We start from the raw sequence: 26,621 nt of genomic DNA, 5'->3' as shown, positions 1-26,621 counted from the left end.
CCGACGGCGGCACAGCTCCCAACCTAGAAATCCCGGGTGTAGAAAATATCCAGCGATGCCGCCAGCCCGCTGGCGGCCTCAAGATAGAAATACCGGCCCAGGTCATATCGCAGGGCTACCGTAGTAATGGGCTCGAAAATACCCACGCCGTAACGCAGGCTCAGGTCCTCGGTCAGATAGCCGCTGGCGACCACGGCAGCTTCGTCACCGGAGCCCTCGGCCTCAAGGGTCAGCTCACGGATGCCCAGTTCCTCACCCACTCCCCGGGTCACTCCCGCCGCCTGGTTCAGGCCCAGGGAAATCGCCGCATTTCGCATCGCACTTTCACCGCCCTGGCTCGGGCCACCCGGTGCGCGGCCCAGAACCAGGTAGGACAGCGCATCGGTCTGGGGCATGCTCGGTTCTGAAAACACCTCTGTCTGGGGCGCGGATATCGGGCCCGTCAGGCGGATACCGGCCACTACTGTATCCACCCGGCGAATCGCCTCGATATCCAGATAGGGCTGCGCCAGGGGCCCGGTGAACAGCAGACGGGCGCGCCTGAGCTCCAGTTCTTGGCCGTACGCCTCATATCGACCATCCTGCAGCCGGAGGGAACCCCGGGTATCCATGTTGTTGCCAATCCGCAGGGTGCCATCGAGATTGCCGATCACCTCGAAACCGTTGAATGTCACCCGGTCCTCACCCACCACAACCTTGACGTCCATATTCAGAGCCAGCGGCTGGGACTCATCCTGTTCGGCGCCCACGATCACCTCGTCATCGGACACCGATACCGCCTGCGCTGGCAGCTGGGTGATCTCGATCTCACCCCGGGGCACATCAAGCTGACCACTGATACTCAACCCCTCTGGACCAAAGGCGATCCTCAGATCCGGCTCAATCTCGATCTGCGCGTAGGGGTCATACAGGAATGGCAGCCGTTTGCCGGTCAGGCGCAGGTCCACCTGCGGTTCTGATTCCCAGCTTGCCTCACCGTCCAGGGCGCCGGTGCCCCGTTCATTACTTTTCCAGCGCCCGGAAAGGTCCGCCTGGTAACCCTTGAGCGTCACGCTCACGACCATGTCCTGCAGTGGCAAGGGCAGCGAAGGATCGGTAATCTCACCGCCGGTCAGGGCAATCTCACCGTTCACCGCCGGTTTCATCAGTGGGCCGGAAATCTGACCCTCGCCATTAAGCTGGCCTTTGACCTCTTCAAGCCGGGCAAATACCGCCGCCAGGGCAATATCCAGCTCAGAAATCCGGAAACTGCCATCCAGGTTTCGAGCCTCCGATTGCGGGTCAACGCTGACATCCGCAGACAGAGTGCCCAGGCGCGGGCCCTGGAGGTTGAACACCAGATTGGCCCGGTCCGGCAGCAGCTCAACCTGTGTGGTCAGCGCGTTGTATTGAAATACCTCCCACTCATCGTCGTTCAGAACGGAAAACTCGCCGTCGCCGGCATCCACAGACAGGCTGCCTTCCGGGCCTGAATCGGCTGTTCTGAAGGTCAGGTCGGCATCCAGCAGGGTGTCCCAGCGAAGGGCTTCAGGCATCAGCGGCGCCAATGCGGTCGTGGGGAAGTTCCGTATCTGATAATCCAGCGCCGGGTCCGGAAGCAGGGTCTGCTGGCCGGCGCATACCGAAGCCTGTTCCCAGGTCCAGCAGTGTTGGCCAAAGGTCAGCTTTCCGGCCTCGCTGTAAGCCAGGTCCGCAGGCCGGTTCAGCCGCCAGAACTGATCCTGGCTGGTCACATCAATCTCGCCCGCGGCCAGCTGTCCCTGCCAGGCCGTCCAGGCTTCGCCGAAGCCGCCGGCAAACCGGAACAGCAGGTCTGCTTCGGAATGGCTTGCACCGATACTCAGGCGATGGTCATCCCGGGTGCCTGCCAGGCTCAGGGACAGGCTTTCAAGCGCCTGCCCGGCTGCCTCCAGGGATGAGGCTTTCAGGTCGCCTGCCAGGGTCTGGCCCTCAGTCAGGCTTGCGGACAGATCAACCTGGCCGACCGCTACCTGATCGTCCCAGGCCAGATCGCTGCCAGACACGGAAACCGATGCCCTGGGGTCATCGGGGGTTCCGCTGGCCGTCACCTGGCCGGTAAGTGAGCCCTCAAGCTGCGGCAGCAGAAGCTGAGGTTGTGGCAGATTCAGCTGGAAATCACCCGCCAGTTCCGGACCCCACTGCCCCTGGCCGGCAATCCGGTTCTCATCAACCCGCAATTCCAGATCCGACAGAACCAAGGTATCGCCGGCCTGGTTCAGGCTGCCGCGTATATTGGCTTCACTGGCCCGCCAGTTTCCGGTCAGGTCCCAGGCTGCCTGGATTTCCGGGTTTCCTTCGGGTGGTATCCGGCCTTCGCTGGTCACATCGCCATTCAGGCTTGCCTCCAGGGCGGGTACCCAGTAGCCGGGATTGAATTCGCTCAGCGCCAGGCTTGTCTGCCAGGTTACCGGGCCCGCAAATCTAATGTCCGCCTGGCCATTCAGGAAACCCGCGCCCGTTTCTACCCTTAGTTGAGAAAGCTTCACAGATTCCAGGTCACCATCGATATCCGAGGCCAGATTCGCCCTGCCCTGAGGGCCATCGACGACGGCCTCCAGACTGGCCTGGTACTGGCCATCCCGGTAGGCAATCTCGCCGTTCAGGCTGTTCAGAACCACCGGTGGCGGCTCCACATCAGGCAGCAGGTTGAACCAGGCAAAGGCGTCCAACGCCACCGTCGCATCAAGGGCCAGCGCCTCTTCCCAACTGACCTTGCCATTCACCGCGACGCTGCCGGTGTCGGCATCGCCGGTGCCCTGCCCGGTCAGGCGCAGATCCAGGTCGCGGGCGCCGGTGGTGGTTACCAGGCCGTCCAGGGCCAGGCCAATATTTCCGTCTTTGCCTGGCAACTGGCCGGTACTGTCGACCCTGAATCCGTTTTCAAGGCTGCCATTCACGTTTATTTCTGTGTCCAGCAGGGTCAGGGTCTCCGGCAAGGTACTCAGCGCCGTGAAGCGGGCGGTACGAAGTCTCAGCCTTGCCGGAAGAGCAGGTTCGAGAGGTTGCAGCCGACCTGACACATCGGCGTTCAGGTAGCCTTCGCTGGTGCCACGCAACAGCAGTTCAACCACGCTGCCGGTCAGGTTCAGGTCCAGCAGCCATTGATCGCCCTCGGGGGGCGGGATCTGTGCCTGCACTGAAAGGTCCAGGGGCCAGTCGCCCCGGGTTTCGAGCCTGCCTGATACATCCAGGGACATATCATCACGCTGGACACTGAGACGGGACACCGACCAGTCCGCACCGGAGCCACTGGCCCCAAACCGGAACCGGTCCCAGATAACGCCGTCGTTCACCGTCAGCGGGCCAATATCAACGGCACCCACGGTCACTGCCAATGGCAGGTTCAACTGCGGCAGACTGATGGGCTCCGGTGCCGAGTCGTCTGATGCGGAACCAAACAGGCTTACGTCAACGGCACGGGCTTCCAGCCGGTCGAGGCACAGCTCCTTTTCAATCAGACATCCGGGAGACCAGCTGACAACGGGCGCCTGAACATCAACCCCAACGCCAAACCCGCGCCAGTTCAGAGTGTCTGCCTGCCACTGCCCCAACAGAGACCCCTGTCCCTGGGTGACCTCAAGCCCGGGTACCTGCTCAATCACCCAGGCAGTGCCGGTTTCCGATCTCAGGGCCAGCAGAATGGCGCCAATCAGCACAACCGGCAGCAGAACCAGCACCCCAAGAACGATCAACAGCCAGAACCGGAGCCGCCGGGGTTTCGCCACCGGTGCTTCGTTTTCAGTATCGGTTTCTGGTTTCCGGGTTTCGGTCATAGCTCCGGCCCCATGGAAAAGTGAACCCGCCATTCACCGCCGAACTCCGGGTCCAACCCCTTGGCGATATCAAACCGTATTGGCCCAACCGGGCTGATCCAGCGAATGCCAACCCCTGCGCCGGTTGCCAGTGAATCGGAAAGATTGTCGACGGCATTGCCCTTATCCACAAACACCGCCGCTCGCCAGTTGTCGACGAATTCGTACTGATACTCCACGCTGCCCACCATCAGGTAGCGGCCACCCACACCAACCCCTTCACTGTCCTCAGGCGACAGGGTTTCATAGCCATAACCACGAACGGTCTGGTCACCGCCGGCAAAGAAACGCAGCGATGGCGGCACATCCTCGAACCGGTTGGTCGCCACCCCGCCCAATCGAACGCGAGACAGCAACCGATGATCGTCCGCCAGGGTATAAAGGCCCTTTGCCAACAGGAACACGTGAAGAATGTCGGCGTCGGACACCACCGCCCGGTGCGCCCCGGTCACTTCCGCCGAAATGCGGTAGCCCCGGGAAGGATCAAAGGCTGAATTGGCTTCAAGGCGGGAATAGCCGATACCCGGCAACAACAGACGGCTTCGGTCTTCGGAGCCGTCACCAAAACGGAATCGCTCTTCTTCCAGGCGGATGGAAGCCGTTTGCATCCAGCCGGAATCCAGCTGGTGCTTCCATTGCTGCCCCAGCGTATAAAGCTCGGACTCCACGTCCTCGATGTCTTCCCGCTGGTAACCCGCTGAAAGCCGGATCGAATCCGTCATCGGCGGGTCCAGAGGCAACTCGTACCAGGCGGAAATGTTCTGGCGCGGCTGGGACAACTCGGTTTCCGCGCCCCGGCGGTGGCCCATGGAATTGATCCAGTGTTCGCGCCAGTTGCCCTTCAGCCGGGGCCCCACATCCGTGGAAAAGCCGACGCCGGCGGCAACCGACCGTGGGTCACGGGTGCGCAAGGTGACATCGACCGGTATAACGCCGTCGTTTGCGGTCGCCGGATCAGCATCCACATCCACGTTGGCAAAGTAGCCACTGTTCGATAGATCATTGCTCAGCTTCGCAACCTTGTCCGAGTGGTACTCGGTGCCCTTTTCGAAGGTCACGAACTGTTCAAGAAGGCTGTTATCAAAGCCGTGCCCGTCCCGGAACTGCACATCCCCGAGGCGAAACCGCTGCCCACTTGCAAAAATCAGGGTGATGTCTGCGGTTCTTGCCTCCGGGTTCACTTCAAGTCTTCGGGTTTCGAACTGGCCATCAAAATACCCCAGCCGGCTGGCCGTGTTGCGGATGGTCTCACGCAGGGCATTGTACTGGCCGTGGTTCAGCACATCGCCTTCTGCAGGCCGGGGCGGCAGGTTCAGGTTGAATTCACTGTCTTCCGCGGCCGGGCCCTTGATGGTCACCGTGCGGGACCGAACCAGCACCGGCTCGCCCGGTTTTACCCGCATCAGCAGCTGTGCCGGGGTTTCATCTTCGTCGGGCTGGCTGATTTCCCAGTCAATTTCGGGCTGATAATAGCCCAGCGCCTTAAGGGCGTTGCGTATCTGTTCCCTGGCGGTACTGACGTAACGGCGCAGACCATCGGCGGAACGCCCCTCTACCCCCTGGATAAAGGCCTCGGCGTTTTCCTGCAGTGCCGGGTAGTCGCCTTCAACCTCAACCGACACCTGGCTTGCCATACAGATCGGGGCAACCAGGAAGAGCACTAAAAGTCCGGGCAGGGCCCGACAGCTGAAAGTGCGACGTGTAAAAAATCGGGGGTGGCGCATCCTGCTTCTTGAAGGTCTCGTTGAAATGTAAGCGTCTGGTCGAATTACACTGGGAGTTTCCCGGAACCAGGTCAAGTTAATCCATGGTAGGCTAATCTCACTGAACATCATCAAAAACAGACGCCTGAATGCTTAAAATTAACACAGACAACCTGAAGAAGAGCCACCAGCTGATCTGGTTTGCGATCGATTTCCTGATGCTGGGGCTACTGATCATCAACCTGGCCTTTATTATTTTTGATTCGGTGTACGGGTTCGAAATCGTCCAGAACGGCCTGAGTGCCATTTCACCGGCCATCAATGAGTTCTACCGGCCAATCCACAACAACTTCATTGTGTACGACCTGGCGTTTGTCGCGGTGTTCCTGACCGAATTTATTGTGCGCTGGGGCTATGCGGTCAAGGCCAAAGTCTACGCGCGCTGGTACTTTTATCCCTTCATACATTGGTACGACATTATTGGCTGCATTCCGGTGGGCAGCTTCAGGTTCTTACGGATACTCCGGGTCATATCGATCATCTACCGCCTGCATCAGTACAAGGTAATTGATGTTACCCAGACCAAGATCTTCCAGTTCTTCAATTTCTACTACGAAGCGTTTCTGGAAGAGCTGTCCGACAGGATTGTGATCAAAGTGCTGTCCGGGGCACAGGATGAAATCCGGCGTGGCTCGCCATTGTTTGATCGCATACAGAACGACATCCTATACCCCCGCCGGGCGATGCTGACCGACTGGTTATCCCTGCGCGTGGCAGAAGCCGCCAGAGAAGGCTACGTACCCAACAGGGGAGCTCTGCGCAGTTACCTGGAGACCCGGGTAGATAACGCGTTAAAGCAGAACCTGGAGCTGTCCAGGTTAAAGTATCTGCCGGTGGTCGGCCCGACCATTCAGGAAACCCTGGAAGAGTGCGTTGGCGATATTGTTGCCCACGTGATTCACCAGATTCTTGAAGACCTGGCGCTGTCATCGAACCACGCGTTTATTGAAGATATCGTGAATGTTTTCCTCCCTGAGCCGGATGGCAGTGAGGAACACGTACAGAACGAAGCGTTGATCAACCTGCTGACCGAAATACTGGAGGCCGTTAAAGCCCAGGTGAAGGTGAAGCACTGGCGTGAGAATCTGCCCTGAGCAGGCAACTGGTCGGACAGGGTTTCCATCTAGACGAGGTTTCCATGAGTGTGTCGCAGAGTGTGTCGCAGTCCCCGTTGTACTATCAGTCTGCCACCGAACTGGTTGCTGCGCTGCAGAACGGCAGCCTGACCAGCACTGAACTGACCCGGGCCATGCTGGCGAGAATCCGGGAGCAAAACCCGCAGATCAATGCTGTTATCACTCTGGACGAGGACCAGGCAATGGCCCGTGCCGGCGAAGCCGATGCGGCTTTGGCCCGGGGTGAAGCGATCGGCCCGCTGCATGGCCTGCCGCTGACCCTGAAAGACACCTGGGAAGTGGCCGGCATGACCTGCACCGCCGGGGCGCCCGCCCTGAAAGATCACCGGCCGAAACGCCATGCCGACGTCGTTAAAAGGCTGGAAGACGCCGGCGCCATCGTCATCGGCAAAACCAACGTGCCCATCTACGCCACCGACCTGCAAAGTTACAACAAACTGTTTGGCGTAACCCGCAACCCCTACAACCCGGACCACACGCCCGGCGGGTCATCGGGTGGCGCAGCTGCGGCGCTGGCTTCTGGCATGACGCCACTGGAAGTCGGCAGTGACCTGGCAGGCTCTATCCGCATTCCCGCACATTTCTGTGGCGTGTTCGGCCACAAGCCGTCCCGCACACTGGTGTCATTCCGCGGCCACGTGCCAGGGCCGCCCGGCACCGAATCCCAGCCCGACCTGGCCGAAGGCGGCCCCATGGCCAGAACCGCCGGCGACCTGGCGCTGCTTCTGAGCGTGATCGCAGGACCGGGAGAGCGGGAACAGACCAGCTGGAAGCTCGCCATGGCGCCAGCGACATTCGACTCCCTGGAACAGGCAAGAGTCGGTCTGTGGCTATCTGACCTGCTTTGCCCCATTGATCAGGAACTGACCGACGGCTACCGGCAACTGGCTCGCACACTGGAAAGCCATGGTGCCCTGGTCTCCGAGGCCAGGCACAACCTGCTCAACCTGACCCACATTCTGCCGCCCTACTTCAACCTGCTGGGCAGCCTGCTGAGCACTTCCCTGAACAGCGCCCAACGCCGCCAGATGAAATGGATCGCCCGCCTGGAAAAGTGGCTTCACCTGTTCGGCCCGGTGACCGCCCACATCGGCGAATACGGGCGCGGCGCCAACCAGCCGGTCTACGAATGGATGCCCTGGAACGAAACCCGGGAGAAAATGCGCAAGCAGATCACCGAGCTGTTTGAAGAGTTCGATGTGCTGCTGACCCCCATCACCCCGACCGCTGCCATTCCCCATGATCACAGCAAGCCTGTGTTCAAGCGCACCATCACCGTCGCCGACAAACCCCGCGCCTACATGGACCAGTTCTGCTGGATTGCCCTGGCCACACTGCTGGGCCTGCCGGCCACATCAGTGCCCATTGGCCGGACAAAAAATGGCCTGCCCTATAACATTCAGGTAATCGGCGCGCCGGGAATGGACCTGACCACCATCCGCTTCGCCGAGCTTCTGGAAAAACAGGGGTTGGCCGGGTTTGAGCCTCCGGAATGAAAACGTCACCGGTCACCAAGGTGGTATCTGCCGCATTGATAGCGATGATAGGCGCGGTGGTTGTAATCGGCGTCATCTCCTCGGGCACCAGTGTCCGCAACACACAGGTGGTACCTCTCGACTATGTCAGGGAAAGAGGGGCGCTCGACTGGAACCAGGACAGGGTAAATGCCTTCTTGCAGGACCCGAAAAATCAGATGGTTCTGAGCGACGCGGCCATCGAACAACGCGGTGGCCGCGGCCCCCTGGAATGGCTTCCGCCAATGGACCAGTGCGATTACATGAGCAGGTTTGTCGCTGTGATCGACCGCTACGACTTGGCTACTGACACAAGAGAATCAAAAGCCCTGGCTGAGAAACGACAACAGTGTTATACCCAGTTTCAGTGAAGCCGCCTGTCCCCGCTTATCCGTCAGGAACCGCCGCGTAGGCCACAATCTCGACCAACATCTCCGCCCGGGCAAAACCGGACACGATGATGGCGGCGCGATTGGGATAGGGTTCTGACACGTATTCCCCGTAAACCTGATTAACAGCGGCCAGGTGTTCCCGGTCAGTGACATAGATCAGCGCCTGGGTCAGCCCCGCCATCCCTACCCCAGCGCAGTCCAGAGTGTGTTTGAGGTTGGCCATGGTCTGCCGGGCCTGGGCTTCGATACCGCCGTCGACGACCTGGCCGCTGGCGTCAATCGGAATCTGCGCCGTGAACAGGATGCCGTTAGCACTGACCGCCCATTCCAGAGGCGCTTTAGAGCGCGGCAGTTCGGTGGCGACAGGCTTGATTGGTGGCGCAGTTGTCATCCGTTGGTTCTCCGGTCAGTCGTTATCACTTTTGCCAGCCCCGGCGCCACTGCGTGAGGCCTCAGAGGCCTCAACCAGAAGCCGGTCAGCCAGGGTTTTAAGGGTTTTCCAGAGCTGATCGTCCACTTCCAGACCTTCCACCAGGGCCTGGTCACGCTGCCGTTCCAGGTCTTCCTCGGTCTGGCGCATCAGGTTGGTCAGGTCGTAATCCGAGCGCAGGCTGGGCAGCAGGTCCACATGGTTAGCCATGATCAGGGTGATGCCGTCGTTCTTTTCCGTGTCATCGGGCACGTCTTCCAGGCTGTACACGCAGATTTCCGGCACCGGATGACCGGCCTTGAAGCCAACCACCTGCTCTATCAATGGTTCGTGGGAGTTACGCCAGAAGGCGGTCACATTCATGCCCCGGCGCGCAAGCCGGGACAGATAGCCAATCACCAGCACCCGGTTATGGCAGCGGCGGATCTTGGTGATCGACAGGCCCCGTGCCCGGGCCCGGGCATAGCCCAGTTCCACTGCCAGGCTGGCGTTGCCCAGAATGCTGTGGTTGTGGGCGTCCAGCACGCTGAAATCAGCATCCTGGTATACCAGAGTCGGGGTTTCAGACGGGTCTTCGGTCAGCAGGTAGTCCAGGCCTTTTTTCAGGGCCGCCACACCCCCCAGGCCATGAGCTTCCATCCAGGCGACCATTTCCGCGGCATCAATGGCATCACCCTCGGCAAAGCCAATCCCGATAAAGGCCTTGCGGCCCATGCCCTGCAGTTCATTGAACGATACTTTCATAGGACGCCTGAAGTCAGAGAGCCCGCATCCGGCTCCACCGGGAAGCTCCAGTCATCCAGTTCCGCCAGCCGCGCCTTGTCAGTGCCGTGGTCGCTGAACAGCTCGCAGAACAGGGGTGCCCCCTGAAACAGAGTCACCCGCACCCAGCGGTCTGACTTGGGGTCAAACCGGCTGGCGCCAAAAAACGACAGCTTGGTGCGCAACAGGTGCATGGGTTTCATGTCCCGGTGCCAGAGGTTGGCCTGAATCTCACCATAAGACGTCGCACCCATGGTCTGGATGCGTCGCACGCATTCCTTCTGCCCGGGGTGCGCCATCAGGAATTCCACCACCGAACCCCGGGGGCTGCGATCCAGAAAGGCATCCAGCAGTTGGTAAGTGCGATGAATTCGCGGCCCTATGCCCAGCGGCAATTCTTTCTCTGCCCCCGGTTCCTCGGCACGTACACCCAGCCGGGGCTCCTCTTTTTCAACCGAGCGATACCAGAACCAGTACTTGTGGTCGGGATTCTTGGGGTCGTATTCCAGTGCCCAGGCAAATCGGGTTTCGATCAACTGCTTGAGCGCGACTGCCCGCATTTCCGGCTGCAGCTCCAGTATCTCCTCGCAGCCAAGCTCGTCTTCGGCGGCATCAATCAGGTCCGGGTAGAGCTCAATCAACAGCGTGTTGATCAGTTCCTGGCCTTCCAGCGAGCAGTTGTCGTCGGCCCAGTCCAGCAGTTCATCCCACAGGTCCGGCGTGGCCTGCATGCCATCCAGCCAACGGATGATGGCGTCGATGGAGGCCACAGTCGCCTGGTTGCGCCGTGTCTGCTCGTTATCCTCGGTGACGGTCTCGACAAAATGCTGGTGCGCCCGGCGCAGCAGGGTCATCAGATGCACCCGCGAGCTTTCTGTCGGTGGTTGCTCCCGCGCCCAGGCCAGAGCCCGTTCGCGACAATACACCCACTGCTGAATCAACTGCGGATGGTTAATCAGGAAAGGCGCCATGCCCAGGCCGGTGGAATTGCCGATACCCAGGTAACGCTGCAAAGCCGGTGCAAGCCCAACCGCCCGGCCCGGCGCACGGCATCGGGCCAGGTGTTCGACCTGCTGAATAGAAAAATGGCGCAGAAGATAAACAGCAAACATCTGCGCGGAAAAGGGCCGGTAAAAGTCAGGATTTTTCTGCAGACGGGCGTAGTCTGCGATGCCAAATTTACCGTTCCCATACACGGCGGTTGTGCGATAGAGATAGCCCACCCGGGTAAGCCAGGCGGGGTCCGGCTGATGACCTGTGGCAAGCGCCGTCACAAAGTGATCAAAGTTACGCAGGCTTTTGTTAGCACGGGATAACACCAGCAATCTGGGGTGCTGCCTCCCGGCTTCCTGCAGCGGCACGTTGGCGGCCATCTGCTCCAGCAGGCTGTCTTCCACCGCGCCTTCTACCAGAGCAAAGGTGACGTCCCAGGCTTCGGCAATCACCCGGTCAGACCGGCGCTCCGGCTCCAGATGCTGGGAAAACACCACGCCATGGTAGACGTGGTGGGGCGTCTGCAGCCGATAGACAACCACACCGTGCCCCTGATCATCCAGGTCATTACGGACATTGGTCACGGTCCAGTCTTCCCGCGCCATCTGGCGCACCAGGCTGCGGGCAAAACTCAGGCGGCTGGCGTGCAGGCTACCCAGCCGCACCAGGTTCATCACCCGGTCGGCAGGGCGCAGTTTCAGTGGTGTCTGAACATCCAGCTGGGTAGCCATTTCTCATTTCCCCGACAAGGATTGAGGCGAACCTGTGGTTTCACCCACCAGGGCCACTTCACCCTTGGGCGGCACAATGCCCTGTTCCCGGGCCATGGCATAGGCCGACTTCGGGCCCATGTAGAGTGACGGAAGCAACACAAGCGACACGGGTATGGCGGTGATGACAATGAACTGCTGAAGTGCGCTAATCTGCCCTGCCCCCATGTATAGCAGCACTGCTGCCATCAACGCCATGGCCACCCCCCAGAAGGCGCGAACAATCGGCTCAGGGTCGTCGTGACCGGCACTGACCACGGCAATGGCATAGCTCATTGAGTCGCCGGTGGTGGCCACAAAAATCGTGGTCAGCATCAGTATCGCCAGTGCCATCAGGGAGCCCCCGGGCAGCGCCTGGGCAATGGTCAGGGTGGCGACGTCAAACTGGAAATTGTTCAGCGCTTCAGACAGGTCGATCACCCCCGTCAGCTGATAGAAAATGCCGGAACCGCCCAGCAGGGTAAACCAGACGGTGGTGGCTACCGGCGCCATCACACCCACCGCAAGAATCATCTGGCGAATGGTGCGGCCCCGGGAAATGCGCGCCACGAAAAGCGCCATCAGCGGGCCGTAGCCAAGGAACCAGGCGAAGAAGAAAATGGTCCACCACTGCATCCACCAGCCTTCCGCCGTCACCGAGGTCACCGTTGCCATGGCAAAGAATGAGTTGATGTATTCACCAAAGCCCTGGGTGTAGGCGTTGGTCAAGAACAGCGTGGGGCCGAAGATGAAAATAACGGCCGCAATCGCCAGAGCCAGAAACACATTGAAGCGGCTCAGTATCTGGATGCCCCGGTGAATGCCGGTCATCGCCGATGTGACGTAAACCCCCGCCAGCACCGCCAGTATCACCAGCTGGGTGCCATAGCCTTCGGGAAAGCCGAACAATTCATGCAGGCCAAAGCTGACCTGGGTGGCCAGGAACCCGATAGGACCGACGGTACCGGCCACCACCGCAATCACACAGGCCGCATCCACAACGCCACCAAACCAGCCTTGCATGATCCGCTCACCAAACACCGGATACAGCAGGGTACGGGGCTGCAGCGGCTGGCCTTTGACATAGTGGGCGTGGGCCAGAACAATGGCAGAAAGCGTACCCAGAATGGCCCAGGCCAGAAAGCCCCAGTGCATGAACGACTGCGCCAGCGCCGGTGCAACCGCTTCCGCTGTGCCGGCTTCGGTACTGAACACCGGCGGCGTCACCACAAAGTGATACACCGGCTCGCCGGCCGCAAAGAAAACGCCGCCGCCCGCCAGAAGCGTACACATGATGATAGACAGCCATTTAAACGTGCTGAGCTCCGGCGTGTTCAGATTGCCCACCTTGGCACTGCCGGCCGGGGAAATGGCAACCCCCATGCCGATCAGGAAAGTCAGCAGGAGTAGCAACTGAAAGAAAGAGCCCAGGGTTGATGCCGTCCAGGCAAAACCGCTGGAAATCAACCCGGCCGTCCACTCAATATCATAGAGTGACAGGCCAAGAAACAGCAGAATGAAACCGATGCTAAGGCCCAGCACGATGGGGTCGCCGAAGCGCCTTGCTCCCGTTTCCCTGGTCGCGTTAGAAGCCGCCGTGGAACTGGCTGATGTTGTCATGGCGTTTACCTGTTTTTGTTGTTGGTGCTTGGTTGAATGCTCAGAACACAGCGCCCGGCTGGGGCTGAGTGCCTTCGGTTAATTGCCGGAGCCAGTTGCGCCCCATGATTTTCTCGACTTCTTCTTGGTTGAATCCTCTCTGGCGCAACCCCTCGGCGATATTGCCGAAATGCCGGTTATCGCTGAACCAGGCCAGCGGCGACGGCCAGCCCGCGTTCGACTGGCTGCCCTCGCCATAGTCCATGGCCTTGGTCCAGCGGCCGTTGCGCATCCAGGTCAGCACGGATTCCGGCTGGCCCTGGCACAGGTCCGTGCCCATTCCGATATGATCGATACCCATCAGCTCCGCCGTGTCGGCGACCATCCCGCAAAACTCATCAAGGGTGCAGTCGGGCCCGTTTTTCAGATGAAAGGGGTAAACCGAAAAACCCAGGATGCCGCCACTCTCGGCGATTGCCCGCAGAACCTTATCGGATTTGTTGCGTTTGGCCGCATGAAAGCTGGCCGGATTGGCGTGTGAAATAATCACCGGCCTTTCCGATAGCTCAATGGCGTCCAGAGTGGAGCGCTCGGAGCTGTGGGACATGTCAATCAACATGCCCACCCGGTTCATTTCGCGGATCACCTGCTTGCCAAAACGGGTAACGCCGCTGTCTTCAGATTCATAGCAGCCGCAGGCCAGCAGGCTCTGGTTGTTGTAGGTCAGCTGCATGATCATCAGCCCCAGCCGCCGCATGATCGCCACCAGGTCCACATCATCTTCAATGGGTGAGCAATTCTGGGCGCCGAAAAAGATGCCCACCCGGTTGGTTTCCCGGGCCCGTTCAATATCATCCGGGTGATACACCGGCATGATCAGGTCCGCATGCTCTTCAAACCGGCGCTGCCATTCGCCGAAGCGCAGCAGGGTCTCGCGGCAATTCTCGTGATACACCAGGGTGGCGTGAACCGCGTCCACACCGCCCTCGCGCATTTCCTCGAAAATGGCCCGGGACCAGTTCGAGTACTGCAGGCCATCGATTGTCAGTACAGACTGTGACATCTCTGCGTCCTCAGGCCTTGATGTAGCAGGTTTTCACCACGGTATAGAACTCCCGGGCGTATTGGCCCTGCTCCCGCGGGCCGAAACTGGATTCCTTGCGGCCGCCAAAAGGCACATGGTAATCAGTACCGGCGGTGGCCAGGTTCACCATCACACAGCCGGTCTCGGCGCGGGCCTTGAAATCGCTGGCCCAGTGCAGAGACCGGGTAATCAGGCCGGCGGTCAGGCCGTAGTTGGTGTCGTTCAGGGTGGCCAACGCCGTTTCGTAATCCGGCACGCGAATTACACACGCGACAGGGCCAAAGACTTCATCACGGTTGATGGCCATATCGTTGGTGGTGTCCGTGAACAGCACCGGCTGCATGTAGTAGCCATCGCTGCCTGCACTGACATCCTCACCGCCAAAGGCCAGTGTGGCGCCGTCTTTCAGAGCCACATCCACCCAGCGCTGATTGGCTGCAAGCTGGCTTTCGCTGGCAATGGGGCCGATCATGGTACCGTCTGCCAGTGCCGGACCGACCTTTGCGCTGGCCATTTTCGCCGTCAGTTTTGCCACAAATTCATCGTGCACCGCATCCGTCACAATCAGCCGGGAAGACGCGGTACATTTCTGGCCGGAACCGGAATAGGCGCCGGCGAAGGCCGCATCAACCGCCAGATCCAGATCGGCATCGTCCAGCACAATCAAAGCGTTCTTTGACCCCATCTCCAGCTGGCACTTCACCAGGTTGGCCGCCGTTGCAGCGGCCACCCGGCGACCCACTTCCAGCGAACCGGTAAAGGTGATGGCCTGAACGTGGGGGCTGGTAATCAGGGCTTCACCGGCCTCACGGCCGCTGCCGGTCACCAGATTGAAGGTGCCCGCAGGTAGGTCCTGGCGGCTGATGATTTCAGTCAATGCCCAGGCACTGGCCGGCACCAGGTTGGCGGGTTTGAACACCACCGCATTGCCAAATGCCAGCGCTGGCGCGATTTTCCAGACGGCGGTGGCCATGGGGAAATTCCAGGGGCTGATCACGCCGATCACCCCCAAAGGCTCCCGGCGGGTTTCAATCTCAACACCGGGGCGCACAGACGCCACCCGGTCATCAATCTGGCGCAGCACTTCGGCGGCGTAGTAATGGAAAAACTGGCCGGAGCGATAGACTTCGCCCTTGCCCTCCGCCAACGGCTTGCCTTCTTCCCGCGCCAACAGTTCACCCAACTCGTCCTTGCGCGCAATCAGCTCGTTGCCAATGGCCATCAGCACGCCATAACGGGCCTCAAGCCCGGTGTCCGCCCAGACCTTCTGGCCTGCCCGTGCTGCATCAATCGCATGCCTTACCTGCCCGGCGCTGGCCTGATCATAGTGGCCGATGATATCGCTCAGGTCTGACGGGTTCTGGTTAGGCTGGGCAGGCTGTTCGCCCTTGACCCACTCCCCACCGATATAAAGTGCGTGCGACTGTGACATGGGTTCCTCCTATAAAGATTCCCCTAAGCCTAGACGCCAGGCACCAATAAGGATAATCAAAAATATCGCAGTTTTGATAAGCTATGCTTATGTTGAAATCGAAAATAGATCAGAGACAGATCGGGACGAATAAAGCATGACACTGGAACTGAAAATTCAGCCGTTACGCTACGTGCTGGCAGTGGTTGAGGAAGGCAGCTTCCACGGTGCGGCGAAACAGCTGCATCGCAGCCAGCCGGCGCTTTCCATGGCCATACGGGATCTGGAGGAACGCCTGGGGCAACCGCTGTTCGAGAAAAGCCAGAAAGGCCAGCTGACGCCTTACGGTGAATATTGCCTGCCGCGTTTCCGGGAACTCATCAAGCAACATGACCGGCTTGCCGCGGACCTGCAGCACGTTGCCCTGGGCCAACAGGGCCGCGTCACCCTGGCCACCGTTCCATCGGTCGCCAGCCGGCTGATGCCGGAATTCCTGGCGGCGTTCATCGCCGAGTACCCTCATATCAATATCAACCTGCACGACGAAAATGCCAAATTCGTCTGCCGCATGGTCGCCAACGGCGAGGTGGACCTGGGCATCAGCAGCGTCTGGGCCCAGGACGAGCGCCTGAGCTACACCCACCTGTTCGAAGACAACATAGGCGTAGTGCTGCACCGGGACCATCCGCTGGCCAACCGCAAAAGCCTGCAGTGGCAGGAGTTGAAAGAGGAACGCTTCATTGCCAACGGCACGTCCAGGCTGCTGGAAAAAACCGCCGCTGCCAGCCTGGTCGACAACAACGACTTCTACATTTCCAACATGATTTCACTGATCGCCATGCTCGAAGCCGGCAGCGGCATTACCACCCTGCCCCGGCTGGCCTTTCCGGTGGATAACCGGAAACTGTGTTTTGTGCCTCTGAGCGAGCCCAAACTGGTGCGGCAGATTGGCATTATCAAGCTGGCCAATCGGTCATTGTCGCCTTCCGCGCAGGCCTTGGAAGAGGTGATTCTGAAGCGACTAACCGCCGTCAGGTCCTAGCCATCCGATGCCGGAACTCCGCCAGCCTGGCCACAACCCACTGCGGATCATCCAGCGGCAGGTCATGGCCTGCCCATGAATGGTCGGCCAGTTCGCATCCCCAGAGTGTTGCCAGTTTTTCGGAACAACGGCTGTTGACCAGGCGGTCCGCCCGGCTGGCCATTATGAGTGCGGGCATGTTCGGTGGTTGTGGAGGTGGCCGGTAGCGAGCAGCTGCACGAATCTGGCGAATGGCGGTCTGGCGCGTAACCGGTAATCGATGGTGCAGTTCACACCAATGTTCCAGGAGCTGGGGCGGGTGCTCTGAGTTGCTGGTCAGTGACAGTATGGCAGCCTCACGCCGGTCAACGCTTGAATCGGCCAGAAGCCCCAAAACAGTCGCCCACCGGTCCGGCTTCAGACGATGCCAGAATGGGCTCCAGCCGCTGCTGCTATTGATGGCAACGACTCCGGCAATATCCTGGGGCTCGCGACAGGCCCAATCCAGGGCAACCATACCGCCCAGCGAGAGCCCTACCAGTATCATCGGCGTTGGCAAATCCCTGGCATAAGCCTGAACGCATTCGCGGATGGCCGGAATGGTATCGGGGCTCGCCTCATGGCTGCGGGCACCGGTACCGGGAAGGTCCAGCAAGTGGACCCGGTCACCGGGGATCGCATCCGCCAATAATGCCGGGAAATCCCCCCAGTGTTCACTCTGGCGGGCCAACCCCCGCAATAGCAGCCAGTTCATCCGGTCACCGGTACCAGTGTTGCAGGGCCGCCTGGCGCAGGGTTCGCTCCTGAGCCGCATCCGGCAACCACTGGTGATAATGGGCGGTAGAACTCAACAGAAAGTCCAGCCAGACCAGATGGCTGCGCAGAACCCGCTGGTGGCGATGGGGCATCAGCGGATTGAACAGACCATCCAGGCGCAGAAGCTGACGGGGGCGCTTGCGCACCCAGCGCCAGGACCCCATCTCCAGGGTCAGCGGCAGGAATCGCCCGTCGCTCTCGCGGTTCACCTGTTTGTAGAAATAATCCCACAGGTCCCCGTGGGTCAGATAATTGGTGGACTGTGGCTCAAACACATAATCGTGGTGGGGATAGGCCTGCTCCCACAACAGCTTCAGGGCCATAACATCGGCAATCCGCCGCATCGGTCGACGTCGATAGGCATAGGGAAACCAGATCTGATCCCGTAAACCAAAACCGGAATGGCAATCCAGGGAAATACTGAACGGGCGGCCGGTGACCAGCTCATGAACCACGGCTTCCAGGGCCAAGCTTTCCGCTTCCATGCCCTCTTCTGGCTGGCCCACATACCAGGGCAAACGCGGTGACAGGCGCTGCCCGCCCAACAACCAGGTACTTCGGGACTGGGCCATTAAAGGCGCATTGCGCATCAGGTCCACACCGCCGGGATTGCTGCGCCGGTTCAGCAGCATTCCACCGGGGTTAAGCAAAGGCACAAACACCAGGCGAACGCGGTTCACAAGTTCGGCCAGGTGCTGATCCCAGTGCAGCCGCTGAAGCAGGCTGTCCAGCCAGGCCAGCAGGACCTGTGTGCCGATACGCTCAAGCCCGTGCACGCCGCCAACCAGCAGAAGCGCGGGTGCGTCCGCCGGCGCCTTGCCAACGTCTACCCGGTATACCGGCAGGGTCAGATCGCTGGCGGAGACCTGGCTAATCACCTGGGCGGTGACGCCAGTCGGTGCCTCAGCAACGATGCGCTCGAGGTTTTCCAGCTCTGGAAGGTCGCGGCGAATCCGCGATTGGTCTGCGCTGCTGCGGGCCTTCTTTTCCTGGCGAATAGCGGCAACGTGGGTCAGGTCGGTAAGTTCCGTCAACCTAGCCTGCCTTGGCCATGAAATGGTCCCGATACCGGCGGGACATCTTGCTGACTTCCAGCAGAATAAACACATCGGCGCAGTTGAAATCTGGGTCCCAGCAGGGCTCACCGGCAATCTTCGCGCCCATCCGTGTGTAGGCTTTCAGCAGCGGCGGCATGGCGCCACCCTTGTCACTGGGCGTAACGGCTGGCACCGCCAGCCGCGGGGTCACCCGCAGGTTTTCATCAGTCAGGAAGCGCTCGCGCAGGCCGGGCATAATGCCGGCAACTCCGGCACCGCCGTCCGCCATGGAAATACTGGCGCAACCAATCAGGAAATCCACCCGGGCGGTAAACAGGTACTGGGCCAAAGCCGCCCAGAGCACCGCGATCGTGCCGCCGCTGCGGTAATCCGGGTGCACACAGGTGCGTCCCACTTCCACAACATGCCCGGGCAGACCCGCCAGGTTATCCAGGTCAAACTCATTGCGGGAATAGAAGCCACCGAGTTTGCGGGCCGCCTCGCCGGGCAACAGGCGGGTATAGCCAATCAAGGCACCGGTGCTTTTGTCCTCAACCCCCAGGTGCAGGCAGTGCCGATCAAAACGGTCCCGGTCAAGCCCGAAGGGGCTGATGCGAATACCAAACTCCTCGGAAAAGGTGCGGCACCGAAGCCGCTGCGCCCTCAGGATATCCCGCCGACTGGTCAGCCAGCGCGCTTGCAGCTCCGGCCCCGTGTTCTGTGCCGGTTTGCGAATCCATCGTGTCGATGCTTTCAGAAAACCAAGCTTCGCCATGCTCTCACCCTTTCTGTTCTTGTGTGGATAGGGTGAGAATGAGACAGAAATACTTCAGTGGGATGAATGGGATGTGACGGTTCTGTGAAGTGCACCGATTCGGTTTCCGCCACGTACTTAATGGCATATCGAAACTGAATTCGATAACCAGATGATTGGAAACGATTGAGGCACCAGAATGAGCATTCGACAGTTCAACGGCCGGTTTTTCTTCCGGGACCGGACAATCCAACTGAAAATTGGTGGGCCCGTCTGTGAGGATGGCCAGCAGACCGTTATCGCGATGGATGAGGAAACCTCCAGCATTCGCATTATCCGCTGTGACCTGGAGGCCTATAACTTCCAGAAACTGGGGGAAATGGTTCGCGAGCAGTTCTCGCAAATACACCCTGCGGAGATGCCACGCCCAAAAGCCCCGTCATCGACTCAGCACCATTCCGCCTGAGTCCGCGAATAACAGAGAGAACATGCCACCGATACTGATCGCATTCGATAACCCGGACGAGGCGCTTCAATGGCAACCCCTTGGCGACAGCGTAATGGGTGGGCAATCCGACGGCACGGTGGTCACTACCGAAGACGGGCATGGGCTGTTTGCCGGCACGGTAAGGCTCGATAACGGCGGCGGCTTTGCCTCGGTCAAGGCCGACCTGCCCCAACCTCTGGACGCATCCGGCATGACCGGAATTAAGCTGCTGGCCCGCGGCGATGGTAAAACCTACAAGGTCGGGCTTAGAACCAGCATCGACCGTCGCAGCATTGTCTATCAGCACAGCTTTACCCCAGACACCGAAGACTGGAGCCGGGTGCAACTGCCATTCAGCGACTTCATCCCCACCTGGCGCGGCAAAACCGTGACCGATGCCGAACCACTCAATGTCCAGAACCTGGCCAGTGTGAGCCTGTTTGTTTCCGGGCGTCAGGCGGGCGACTTCCACCTCAGAATGCAGAACTGGGTTCTGTTCTAAAACAGCCTGGCTGGGCATTTTCAGTTACAGGATAAATTATTCAAAAACAGAATGTTACGAATGCATCTAATTGGGTAGGGAAATACCGCTATAGCCCTAGGTATTACGTTTTATTTGATTGCCAGCGCCCCCGCCAGCCAATAACATTCCCGGACTCATTCATCTACCGAGACACTCGGTGAATTTCAATCAGCAATCCCGGCATTAAAAGGCGCTATCAATGGAACACGTAACAGACATCAGCGCCGTTGAGCGGGAGCCAAAATACTTTGACGCCGTTGAACTGGCCGGGCTTATTGTGCCTCTGCTGCTGGCTATTCTGACGATTGTGATGGTGTCCCTGAATCCCGATCCGTCCGGATCTGCTGCCGCTGAATCCAAAGCGCCCTCTGAGCGGGCTGCGGAAATTCATAAACGCTAGCAAGCTGCTGCGTTACCAACGAAAGCACCTGGTGAGAACCAGATGTCTTTTTGCTCGTAAGATCTCGATACAGAGTGACGAGCACCGACCCATGAGCCTGATATCGAAACCCTTTGATGACAGCGGCGTAGAGATGGTTGATGACATTGCCCGATACGGCACGTCAATCTCCAAACGCATAGAACAGTTTCGCCAACGAAGTACCCAGCGAAGGGACTCTGCGAATCACTGCTCCGGTTTCGCCGTTATGCGGGTGCTGTGCGACACCGTCTGCGAAATCATCGACACCGCTGAAAACGAGGCCCTGCGCAAAGAGTGTGCTCGCGCGGCCAACACCTTCTTCATTGAATCCGCGTTTCCAGATGACTGCCCCGATTCGGGACCACTCGACAATCACCAACCGTCGCAGGCGCTTATCCAGGAAGTGAGCTCTATCCTGGCCGATGACAAGATCGTGCCGGCAGACGGCAGCGTTCAACTTCAGACGTTGCTGCTGGCATTGGTCTGGGCCGCTTTGAGCTTTGCCATGGAATCATTACCGGCCGACCAGGCTCGCTCCTGGGTCCGCCAGCGGATCATGGACTCTGCGAGATATAACTAAACACCCGTCCTTGAAACCGACTTTTTCACCCGCCGCGCCCGCGTAAGCTCATCCTTCACAAACGCACCCACAGCTTTCAGCAGACCCAGCTCCGGATCTACCGGCTCATCATCCGCCAACCGAAAAATCTGCTGGTAATACCAGGCCTGGCCACCCAGCACATTGAGCACTTTCATCGGCACTAGTGGGCTCGCCGGGGAGAAAAATCCGCGCTGGGCAAGCTTGATGTGATCTTCATGGCAAACGGTTTCCTCGATTCGCCCCTCGATCAGATCCCTTGGCGTATCCGGATCCGTGCAAAGCGGACGGCCCAGGCCGATCACATCGGTTTCTCCACTGGAGATCACCTCTTCCATAAACGCCCGGGTGCGAAACCCGCCTGTGACCATCAACGGGCATTCGCAGACTTCGCGAATCTTCTGGGCATAATCCAGGAAATAGGCCTCCCGCTTGCGGGTGCTTTCCCGCATCGCCGGCCCGTCGCTGGCTGTGTCTGCATCCCCGCTATACCCAAGCAGCCGGGGCTGTTCGTAGGTGCCGCCAGACACTTCCAGCAGATCAATCCCCTCCTGATTCAGCCAGGACACCACCTGCACAGACTCGTCCAGAGTGAACCCGCCTTTGCGAAAATCGTCGGAATTGAGCTTCACCGCCACCGGAAACTCCGGCCCCACGGCTGCCCGGGTCGCCTTGACTACTTCCAGCAAGAAGCGGGCGCGATTCTCCAGGGACCCGCCCCAGCGATCCGTGCGCTGGTTGGTCACCGGCGACAGAAACGATGACAGCAGATAACCATGAGCGCCGTGCACCTGAACGCCGGTAAAGCCTGCATCCTTCGCAATCCGGGCCACATTGGCAAATCGTTGGATGAAATCCAGAATCTCTGGCTCCGTCAGCGCACGCGGGCGGGCATAGTTACCCATCAACGACAGCTGAACCGCTGACGGCCCCATCGGCCGCGTCGTCACATAACGCGGCGACTGGCGGCCAGCATGGGAAATCTGCATCCACAAATGGTTGCCGTTGCGGGTGCCCGCTTCAGCCCATTCCCGCAACCGGTCCATCGCCTCCGGCTCGCCCTCAGCCGGGGCAGGATCAATAGCCACATTTCCCGGCCGCTCTAGCACCCGGTGATCGATCATCACATTGCCCGTAATCAGCAGCCCCGCCCCGCCATCGGACCAGCGCCCGTAAAGCGTTCCGTGCCGCTTCGTCGCATGCAGATGATCATCAGAAAGTCCTTCCGTCATGGCGGCCTTGGCAATCCGGTTTGGCAAAACGGCACCACAGGGGAGTTTCAGGGATTGAGCCAGGGGCGATTGGGGCATGGGGTTATCCTGATGGTTGTTGATTTTTGGGTTGCGTTACTGCCATTTATTGATCACTATATTTACCAATTAGATAAATTATGGCAACCATAGTGACCAATTCAGCTCAGAAATCCAAACGAAGCCCGGTGATCTTTCCGAAGAACCAGAAAGCGCTCACCCAGCTCGGCGAAAACATCAAACTTGCGCGCAAACGCCGCAATTACACCCAGACTCTGATATCAGAGCGCACAGGTTTAAGCCGGCTGACCATCCGCAAAATTGAACGGGGTGACGGCACTGTCTCTATTGGTCATTACGTTGCCGTTCTGAGCGTTCTGGGATTAGTCGATGATCTCACAAAAGTAGCCAATGACGATCAACTCGGCAGGAAACTTCAGGACATCAAACTGATGAGCAAACAGGGATGAACAAAGAAATCTACGTTTATGCAGATTGGCCACCACTCGAACAACCGACGCTTGTCGGTGTCCTACGCTCCGCCATGGCAAAAAACCGGGAACACTTCAGTTTCACCTACGATAACGACTGGCTGCAATCGCCCTACGCTCAAAAGATAGATCCTGACCTGGAGCTATTTTCCGGTGAACAACACAATGCCGATTCCCGGAACTTCCGCATCTTCCTCGACTCATGTCCGGACCGCTGGGGCAGGCTTCTGATGAAGCGTCGTGAGGCGGTTGTGGCTCGCCAGGAAGACAGGCGCCCGAGAGTATTGAATGAGATCGATTATTTACTCGGTGTCCACGATTTATATCGCCAGGGAGCTCTGCGTTTCAAAGAATCCCAAGACGGTGAGTTTCTGGACAATGACGACCGCCTCGCTGCCCCACCCATGGCATCATTGAGAGAGCTCGAATTTGCAGCCCAGCAGATAGAGGCCAACCAAAGTGAAGACCCGGATTACCTGAAATGGCTGACGATGTTGATGTCGCCAGGGTCGTCATTAGGTGGCGCTCGGCCCAAGGCCAGCGTTGTCGACGACAATAACGAGCTTTGGATCGCCAAGTTCCCGAGCCGCTACGATGATTACAACATCGCAGCCTGGGAATACCTGGCTTATCAGCTGGCCCGGAATGCTGGCATCGAGATGGCCCAATGCCGGGTGGAACGATTCAATGGCCATCATCATACCTTTCTGACCAAGCGTTTTGATCGGGCAACACAGCGTCGCCTGCATTTCACCTCCGCATTAACGCAACTGGGCTATTACGATGGCGACTACGATGCCAGTTACCTTGAGCTCGCCCAGTTCCTGACGGATCATGGTGCCAACACCAAGAGTGATCTGGCACAGCTCTGGCGTAGGCTAGTGTTCAACATTGCCGTATCGAATACTGACGACCACCTGCGCAATCACGGGTTCCTGTTCCAGGATGGAGGCTGGGTTCTGTCCCCCGCCTACGACATCAATCCGGTAACACCGGCTCAGGGGCTACACCTGAACATAACGGATGATGACAACAGTCTCGACTTTGACCTAGCCCTTTCCGTAATAGATTTTTTCCAATTAGAGCAAACTGAAGCCGAGGCCATTCTGGGCGAAGTTCGGGAGAGCATTGCGGGGTGGGAAGAACTGGCACGCGAACTGGGAATCAGCCGCAGTGAACAAACGATCATGGCACCCGCCTTCCGCCTCCCGGCTTAGCGAGCCACCCATCCACCACAACGAATCTCCCGAAGCCCGGACACATCCAAGTTGTACACATACACCCAGACCAGCCCGAAAGGCGTTTCAAGCCGACAACGATCATAATGACCGGTCTTCGGCGCGTGGGGAATATAGCCCTCAAGCTCATCCAGAGCGGCGAAGATTTCATCTGTCACGTCATAGACTTCGATATCAATGCCGCCGCTGGAACGCAGCTTCGCACCCGGATAAGGGCCGATATCGTAAAGGGTTATCTGCTTTAACTGGCAGCGGCCAACCAGGGGCGAGTCGGCCAGGATATGGTGGTTGGACTGGCCTTGTTTGAGGGTGCCATAGACGGCGACTCTTTGTGTCATGCACCAATTCTAACACTTTCAATGGTAGGTTCAGGCAATCTACATTATCGGATCGCTATCAAACGCTCATTGAACGAGAGGACAGCCACCATGGAAAATCGCAAAGTTCGCTGGGGCATTATCGGCACCGCGGAAATCGCCACCAAGGTTGTGGCCGGAATGCACGATGCGGAAAACGCAGAAGCCGCCGCCGTCGCCAGCCGCTCCCTCGACAAGGCCGAGGCCTGGGCAAAAGAACACAGGGTGCCCCAGGCGTTTGGCTCTTACGAGGAACTTCTGGCGGATGACAGCATCGATGCAGTCTACCTGCCCGTGCCCACCGCGTTGCGTAACGAATGGATCAAGAAGGCGGCCCGCGCAGGCAAGCATGTCTACGCCGAGAAACCTCTGGCCGACGGCATTGAAGAGGCCGTTGAAGTCTGCAACGAAAACGGCGTCCAGTTTATGGATGGCACCATGTGGGTACACAGCACGCGCACCCAAGACATTGAAAAGCGCATCGCCAACGGTGATATTGGCCAGGTCAGGCGCGTCACCAGCGCATTTACCTTCAAGGCGCCTTCCAAAGAGTGGTACGAAGGCGGCAACGGCCGTACCGACAAATCCCGGGAACCCATGGGCTGCTTTGGTGATCAGGGCTGGTACCCCATCAACGCCATCCTCTGGAGCTTCGGCTACGAACTGCCCGAAAAAGTCCAGATGACGTCCGTCTCCAAAAACTCCATCGATACCATCACCGCCTGCGGGGGCACCCTCTGGTTCTCCGGCGGCCGCATGGCGACCTTTGATGCCGGCTGCGAACTGGCCCACCGCTCGCAGGTAGAAACGGTTGGCGACGCCGGCCTTATCAAGATTGACGACCTGGTGGGTGGCCAGGGGCGAAGCGGCAACTTCGCCGCCTACGGCGAACGCTTCACCGGCAGCTCCCGCTACATACTGGGGGATGCCGACGGCAAAGACACAGAACAGGAAGTCGAGCCCTGTGACCACGTGGTAAAGCTGGTGGAAAAATTCTCAAACATCATCCTCACCGGCAAGCTGGACGCCCAATGGCCGAAGCGCAGCCTGGCGTGTCATCGTGTGATGTCAGCGCTTTTCGAATCGGCGGAATCGGACGGCGCCGTTATTCAACTCTGAGGCCAGCTAAGCATGACAAAACTCGCCCTGATCACCGGCGCCAGCGCTGGCATTGGCCTGGAAACCTGCGCCCTGTTTGCCCGTGAAGGCTACCGGGTAATCGCCCTTTCCCGGCAACCCAGCGGGATTGACTCCGCCGTGCTTGAACTGGCCCTGGATCTGGAATCGTTTGAACAGATCGAAGGGCTTGCGAGCAAACTGGAAGCCGAGTTCGCCGGGGCTGAACGGGTGGTGCTGGTCAACAACTCCGGTTACGGCCAGTTCGGGGCACTACGGGACCTGTCCGAACCCATGTGGCAAACGCAGTTCAGTACCCACGTATTCGGCCCCATCAAGCTGGCCTCGGTCTGTTTGCAGCTATGCGAAGAAAAGGGCGTGCCGTTGCGAATCATTGCGGTAAGCTCGGTGTTATCCATGGTGCCGCAGGCAATGAAAGGCGCTTACTGTGCCACAAAGTCCGCAATGAACGCGGCTCATGACAGCTTCTGGTTTGATGAGCAGGGCAGCCGAAGCCTGGAAAGTGTCTCGCTGGTGCTGCCGGGGCCGGTAGCAACAAAGTTCAGGGAACATGCCCTGGCCGCTTTGCAGCCCGTCATTAACCGGGGAAGCGCGGCCCATCAGGAAAAATACAAAGCCATGGAAGCGGCAATGGCGCCTGGCGCCAGAATAAAGCCGTTTACAGCCAGTGCATCGGACGTCGCCAAAAAGATCTACCGGGCTGCCGAAGCGGCGCGGCCCAAGCCACGGTATCTGGTCACGCCACAGACTTACATGGCCGCGTTTGTTACACGGTTCATGCCCCACTCTGTGCAACGAGCGCTTTTAAAATAAAGGTCGCCATTAG

25 protein-coding genes are annotated in these 26,621 nt (G+C 59.1%); 12 read left to right on the top strand and 13 right to left on the bottom strand.

The genetic code is table 11. The annotated features are described in order from the left end of the window. Positions 1 to 23: 23 nt before the first annotated feature. Together E5Q11_RS01250 and E5Q11_RS01245 are read right to left on the bottom strand one after the other, a co-directional pair. Entirely contained in the window at positions 24 to 3,794 is a 3,771-nt protein-coding gene (locus E5Q11_RS01250; RefSeq protein WP_225314983.1) for a translocation/assembly module TamB domain-containing protein, read from the bottom strand. Further along, on the bottom strand, positions 3,791 to 5,494 hold the full coding sequence (locus E5Q11_RS01245) for an autotransporter assembly complex protein TamA (protein WP_449806447.1): 1,704 nt from the start codon (positions 5,492 to 5,494) through the stop codon (positions 3,791 to 3,793). Before E5Q11_RS01245 ends, E5Q11_RS01250 begins: the two co-directional genes overlap by 4 nt. A 191-nt stretch (positions 5,495 to 5,685) precedes the next feature. On the opposite strand from E5Q11_RS01245, the gene E5Q11_RS01240 reads away from it, so the two are divergent. Genes E5Q11_RS01240 through E5Q11_RS01230 form a run of 3 tightly spaced genes read left to right on the top strand, consistent with a single transcriptional unit; the run spans position 5,686 to position 8,617 of the window. Then, positions 5,686 to 6,690, top strand: a complete 1,005-nt coding sequence (locus E5Q11_RS01240) for a hypothetical protein (protein WP_135801593.1) — start codon at positions 5,686 to 5,688, stop codon at positions 6,688 to 6,690. Between the two features lie 44 nt (positions 6,691 to 6,734). Beyond that, the gene (locus E5Q11_RS01235; RefSeq protein ID WP_135801592.1) at positions 6,735 to 8,228 is read left to right on the top strand and encodes an amidase; all 1,494 of its coding nucleotides are present in this window, start codon (positions 6,735 to 6,737) and stop codon (positions 8,226 to 8,228) included. Next, positions 8,225 to 8,617, top strand: a complete 393-nt coding sequence (locus E5Q11_RS01230) for a hypothetical protein (RefSeq protein ID WP_135801591.1) — start codon at positions 8,225 to 8,227, stop codon at positions 8,615 to 8,617. Before E5Q11_RS01235 ends, E5Q11_RS01230 begins: the two co-directional genes overlap by 4 nt. Before the next feature lie 16 nt (positions 8,618 to 8,633). Here the strand turns inward: E5Q11_RS01230 and E5Q11_RS01225 are convergent, their stop codons facing one another. Genes E5Q11_RS01225 through E5Q11_RS01200 form a run of 6 tightly spaced genes read right to left on the bottom strand, consistent with a single transcriptional unit; the run spans position 8,634 to position 15,687 of the window. Beyond that, on the bottom strand, positions 8,634 to 9,029 hold the full coding sequence (locus E5Q11_RS01225) for a RidA family protein (RefSeq protein WP_135801590.1): 396 nt from the start codon (positions 9,027 to 9,029) through the stop codon (positions 8,634 to 8,636). 15 nt (positions 9,030 to 9,044) lie between these two features. Beyond that, on the bottom strand, positions 9,045 to 9,812 hold the full coding sequence (locus tag E5Q11_RS01220) for a DUF3726 domain-containing protein (protein ID WP_135801589.1): 768 nt from the start codon (positions 9,810 to 9,812) through the stop codon (positions 9,045 to 9,047). Then, positions 9,809 to 11,554, bottom strand: coding sequence for a hypothetical protein (locus tag E5Q11_RS01215; protein ID WP_135801588.1), 1,746 nt, complete (start codon positions 11,552 to 11,554; stop codon positions 9,809 to 9,811). The genes E5Q11_RS01220 and E5Q11_RS01215 overlap by 4 nt, the downstream gene beginning before the upstream one ends. Positions 11,555 to 11,557: 3 nt before the next feature. After that, a complete protein-coding gene (locus E5Q11_RS01210; protein ID WP_135801587.1) occupies positions 11,558 to 13,192 on the bottom strand; it encodes a BCCT family transporter in 1,635 nt (544 codons plus the stop codon). Between the two features lie 40 nt (positions 13,193 to 13,232). After that, entirely contained in the window at positions 13,233 to 14,234 is a 1,002-nt protein-coding gene (locus tag E5Q11_RS01205; RefSeq protein ID WP_135801586.1) for a dipeptidase, read from the bottom strand. A gap of 10 nt (positions 14,235 to 14,244) precedes the next feature. After that, entirely contained in the window at positions 14,245 to 15,687 is a 1,443-nt protein-coding gene (locus tag E5Q11_RS01200; protein WP_135801585.1) for an aldehyde dehydrogenase family protein, read from the bottom strand. Positions 15,688 to 15,823: 136 nt separating this feature from the next. Here E5Q11_RS01200 and E5Q11_RS01195 point away from each other — a divergent pair, with 136 nt between their 5' ends. Then, positions 15,824 to 16,708, top strand: a complete 885-nt coding sequence (locus tag E5Q11_RS01195) for a LysR family transcriptional regulator (protein ID WP_135801584.1) — start codon at positions 15,824 to 15,826, stop codon at positions 16,706 to 16,708. Here E5Q11_RS01195 and E5Q11_RS01190 read toward each other — a convergent pair. Genes E5Q11_RS01190 through E5Q11_RS01180 form a run of 3 tightly spaced genes read right to left on the bottom strand, consistent with a single transcriptional unit; the run spans position 16,698 to position 19,315 of the window. Next, positions 16,698 to 17,441, bottom strand: a complete 744-nt coding sequence (locus E5Q11_RS01190; RefSeq protein WP_168215587.1) for an alpha/beta fold hydrolase — start codon at positions 17,439 to 17,441, stop codon at positions 16,698 to 16,700. The two genes, E5Q11_RS01195 and E5Q11_RS01190, sit on opposite strands and share 11 nt — an antisense overlap. Positions 17,442 to 17,445: 4 nt before the next feature. After that, the gene (locus tag E5Q11_RS01185) at positions 17,446 to 18,537 is read right to left on the bottom strand and encodes a M14 family zinc carboxypeptidase (protein WP_135801582.1); all 1,092 of its coding nucleotides are present in this window, start codon (positions 18,535 to 18,537) and stop codon (positions 17,446 to 17,448) included. Position 18,538: 1 nt separating this feature from the next. Beyond that, entirely contained in the window at positions 18,539 to 19,315 is a 777-nt protein-coding gene (locus E5Q11_RS01180) for a GNAT family N-acetyltransferase (protein WP_135801581.1), read from the bottom strand. 178 nt (positions 19,316 to 19,493) lie between these two features. Here E5Q11_RS01180 and E5Q11_RS01175 point away from each other — a divergent pair, with 178 nt between their 5' ends. The 4 genes from E5Q11_RS01175 to E5Q11_RS01160 all read left to right on the top strand — a co-directional run bounded on the left by E5Q11_RS01175 (position 19,494) and on the right by E5Q11_RS01160 (position 21,305). Then, a complete protein-coding gene (locus tag E5Q11_RS01175) occupies positions 19,494 to 19,760 on the top strand; it encodes a hypothetical protein (protein ID WP_135801580.1) in 267 nt (88 codons plus the stop codon). 22 nt (positions 19,761 to 19,782) lie between these two features. Then, entirely contained in the window at positions 19,783 to 20,283 is a 501-nt protein-coding gene (locus E5Q11_RS01170) for a CIA30 family protein (RefSeq protein ID WP_135801579.1), read from the top strand. 220 nt (positions 20,284 to 20,503) lie between these two features. Then, positions 20,504 to 20,704: a hypothetical protein gene (locus E5Q11_RS01165; RefSeq protein WP_135801578.1), complete on the top strand. Its 201-nt coding sequence runs from the start codon at positions 20,504 to 20,506 to the stop codon at positions 20,702 to 20,704. A gap of 91 nt (positions 20,705 to 20,795) precedes the next feature. After that, complete coding sequence (locus E5Q11_RS01160) at positions 20,796 to 21,305, top strand: hypothetical protein (RefSeq protein WP_135801577.1); 510 nt, start codon at positions 20,796 to 20,798, stop codon at positions 21,303 to 21,305. On the opposite strand, the gene E5Q11_RS01155 is transcribed toward E5Q11_RS01160, so the two are convergent. After that, the gene (locus tag E5Q11_RS01155) at positions 21,302 to 22,633 is read right to left on the bottom strand and encodes an NADH:flavin oxidoreductase/NADH oxidase family protein (protein WP_135801576.1); all 1,332 of its coding nucleotides are present in this window, start codon (positions 22,631 to 22,633) and stop codon (positions 21,302 to 21,304) included. The genes E5Q11_RS01160 and E5Q11_RS01155 overlap by 4 nt on opposite strands. 92 nt (positions 22,634 to 22,725) lie before the next feature. Here E5Q11_RS01155 and E5Q11_RS01150 point away from each other — a divergent pair, with 92 nt between their 5' ends. After that, positions 22,726 to 23,043 (top strand): helix-turn-helix domain-containing protein, encoded by a 318-nt coding sequence (locus tag E5Q11_RS01150; protein WP_225314984.1) that lies wholly within the window; start codon positions 22,726 to 22,728, stop codon positions 23,041 to 23,043. Further along, positions 23,040 to 24,281: a type II toxin-antitoxin system HipA family toxin gene (locus tag E5Q11_RS01145; RefSeq protein WP_135801574.1), complete on the top strand. Its 1,242-nt coding sequence runs from the start codon at positions 23,040 to 23,042 to the stop codon at positions 24,279 to 24,281. Before E5Q11_RS01150 ends, E5Q11_RS01145 begins: the two co-directional genes overlap by 4 nt. Here E5Q11_RS01145 and E5Q11_RS01140 read toward each other — a convergent pair. After that, positions 24,278 to 24,640 (bottom strand): gamma-glutamylcyclotransferase family protein, encoded by a 363-nt coding sequence (locus E5Q11_RS01140; protein ID WP_135801573.1) that lies wholly within the window; start codon positions 24,638 to 24,640, stop codon positions 24,278 to 24,280. The two genes, E5Q11_RS01145 and E5Q11_RS01140, sit on opposite strands and share 4 nt — an antisense overlap. A 90-nt stretch (positions 24,641 to 24,730) precedes the next feature. Here E5Q11_RS01140 and E5Q11_RS01135 point away from each other — a divergent pair, with 90 nt between their 5' ends. Then, positions 24,731 to 25,777, top strand: coding sequence for a Gfo/Idh/MocA family protein (locus tag E5Q11_RS01135; protein ID WP_168215586.1), 1,047 nt, complete (start codon positions 24,731 to 24,733; stop codon positions 25,775 to 25,777). Positions 25,778 to 25,789: 12 nt separating this feature from the next. Beyond that, complete coding sequence (locus E5Q11_RS01130; protein WP_135801571.1) at positions 25,790 to 26,608, top strand: SDR family NAD(P)-dependent oxidoreductase; 819 nt, start codon at positions 25,790 to 25,792, stop codon at positions 26,606 to 26,608. Positions 26,609 to 26,621: the final 13 nt, after the last annotated feature.

It is taken from the genome of Marinobacter confluentis (genome assembly GCF_004785685.1).
Lineage (GTDB): Bacteria > Pseudomonadota > Gammaproteobacteria > Pseudomonadales > Oleiphilaceae > Marinobacter > Marinobacter confluentis.
This window is presented reverse-complemented; position numbering and strand designations above follow the sequence as displayed.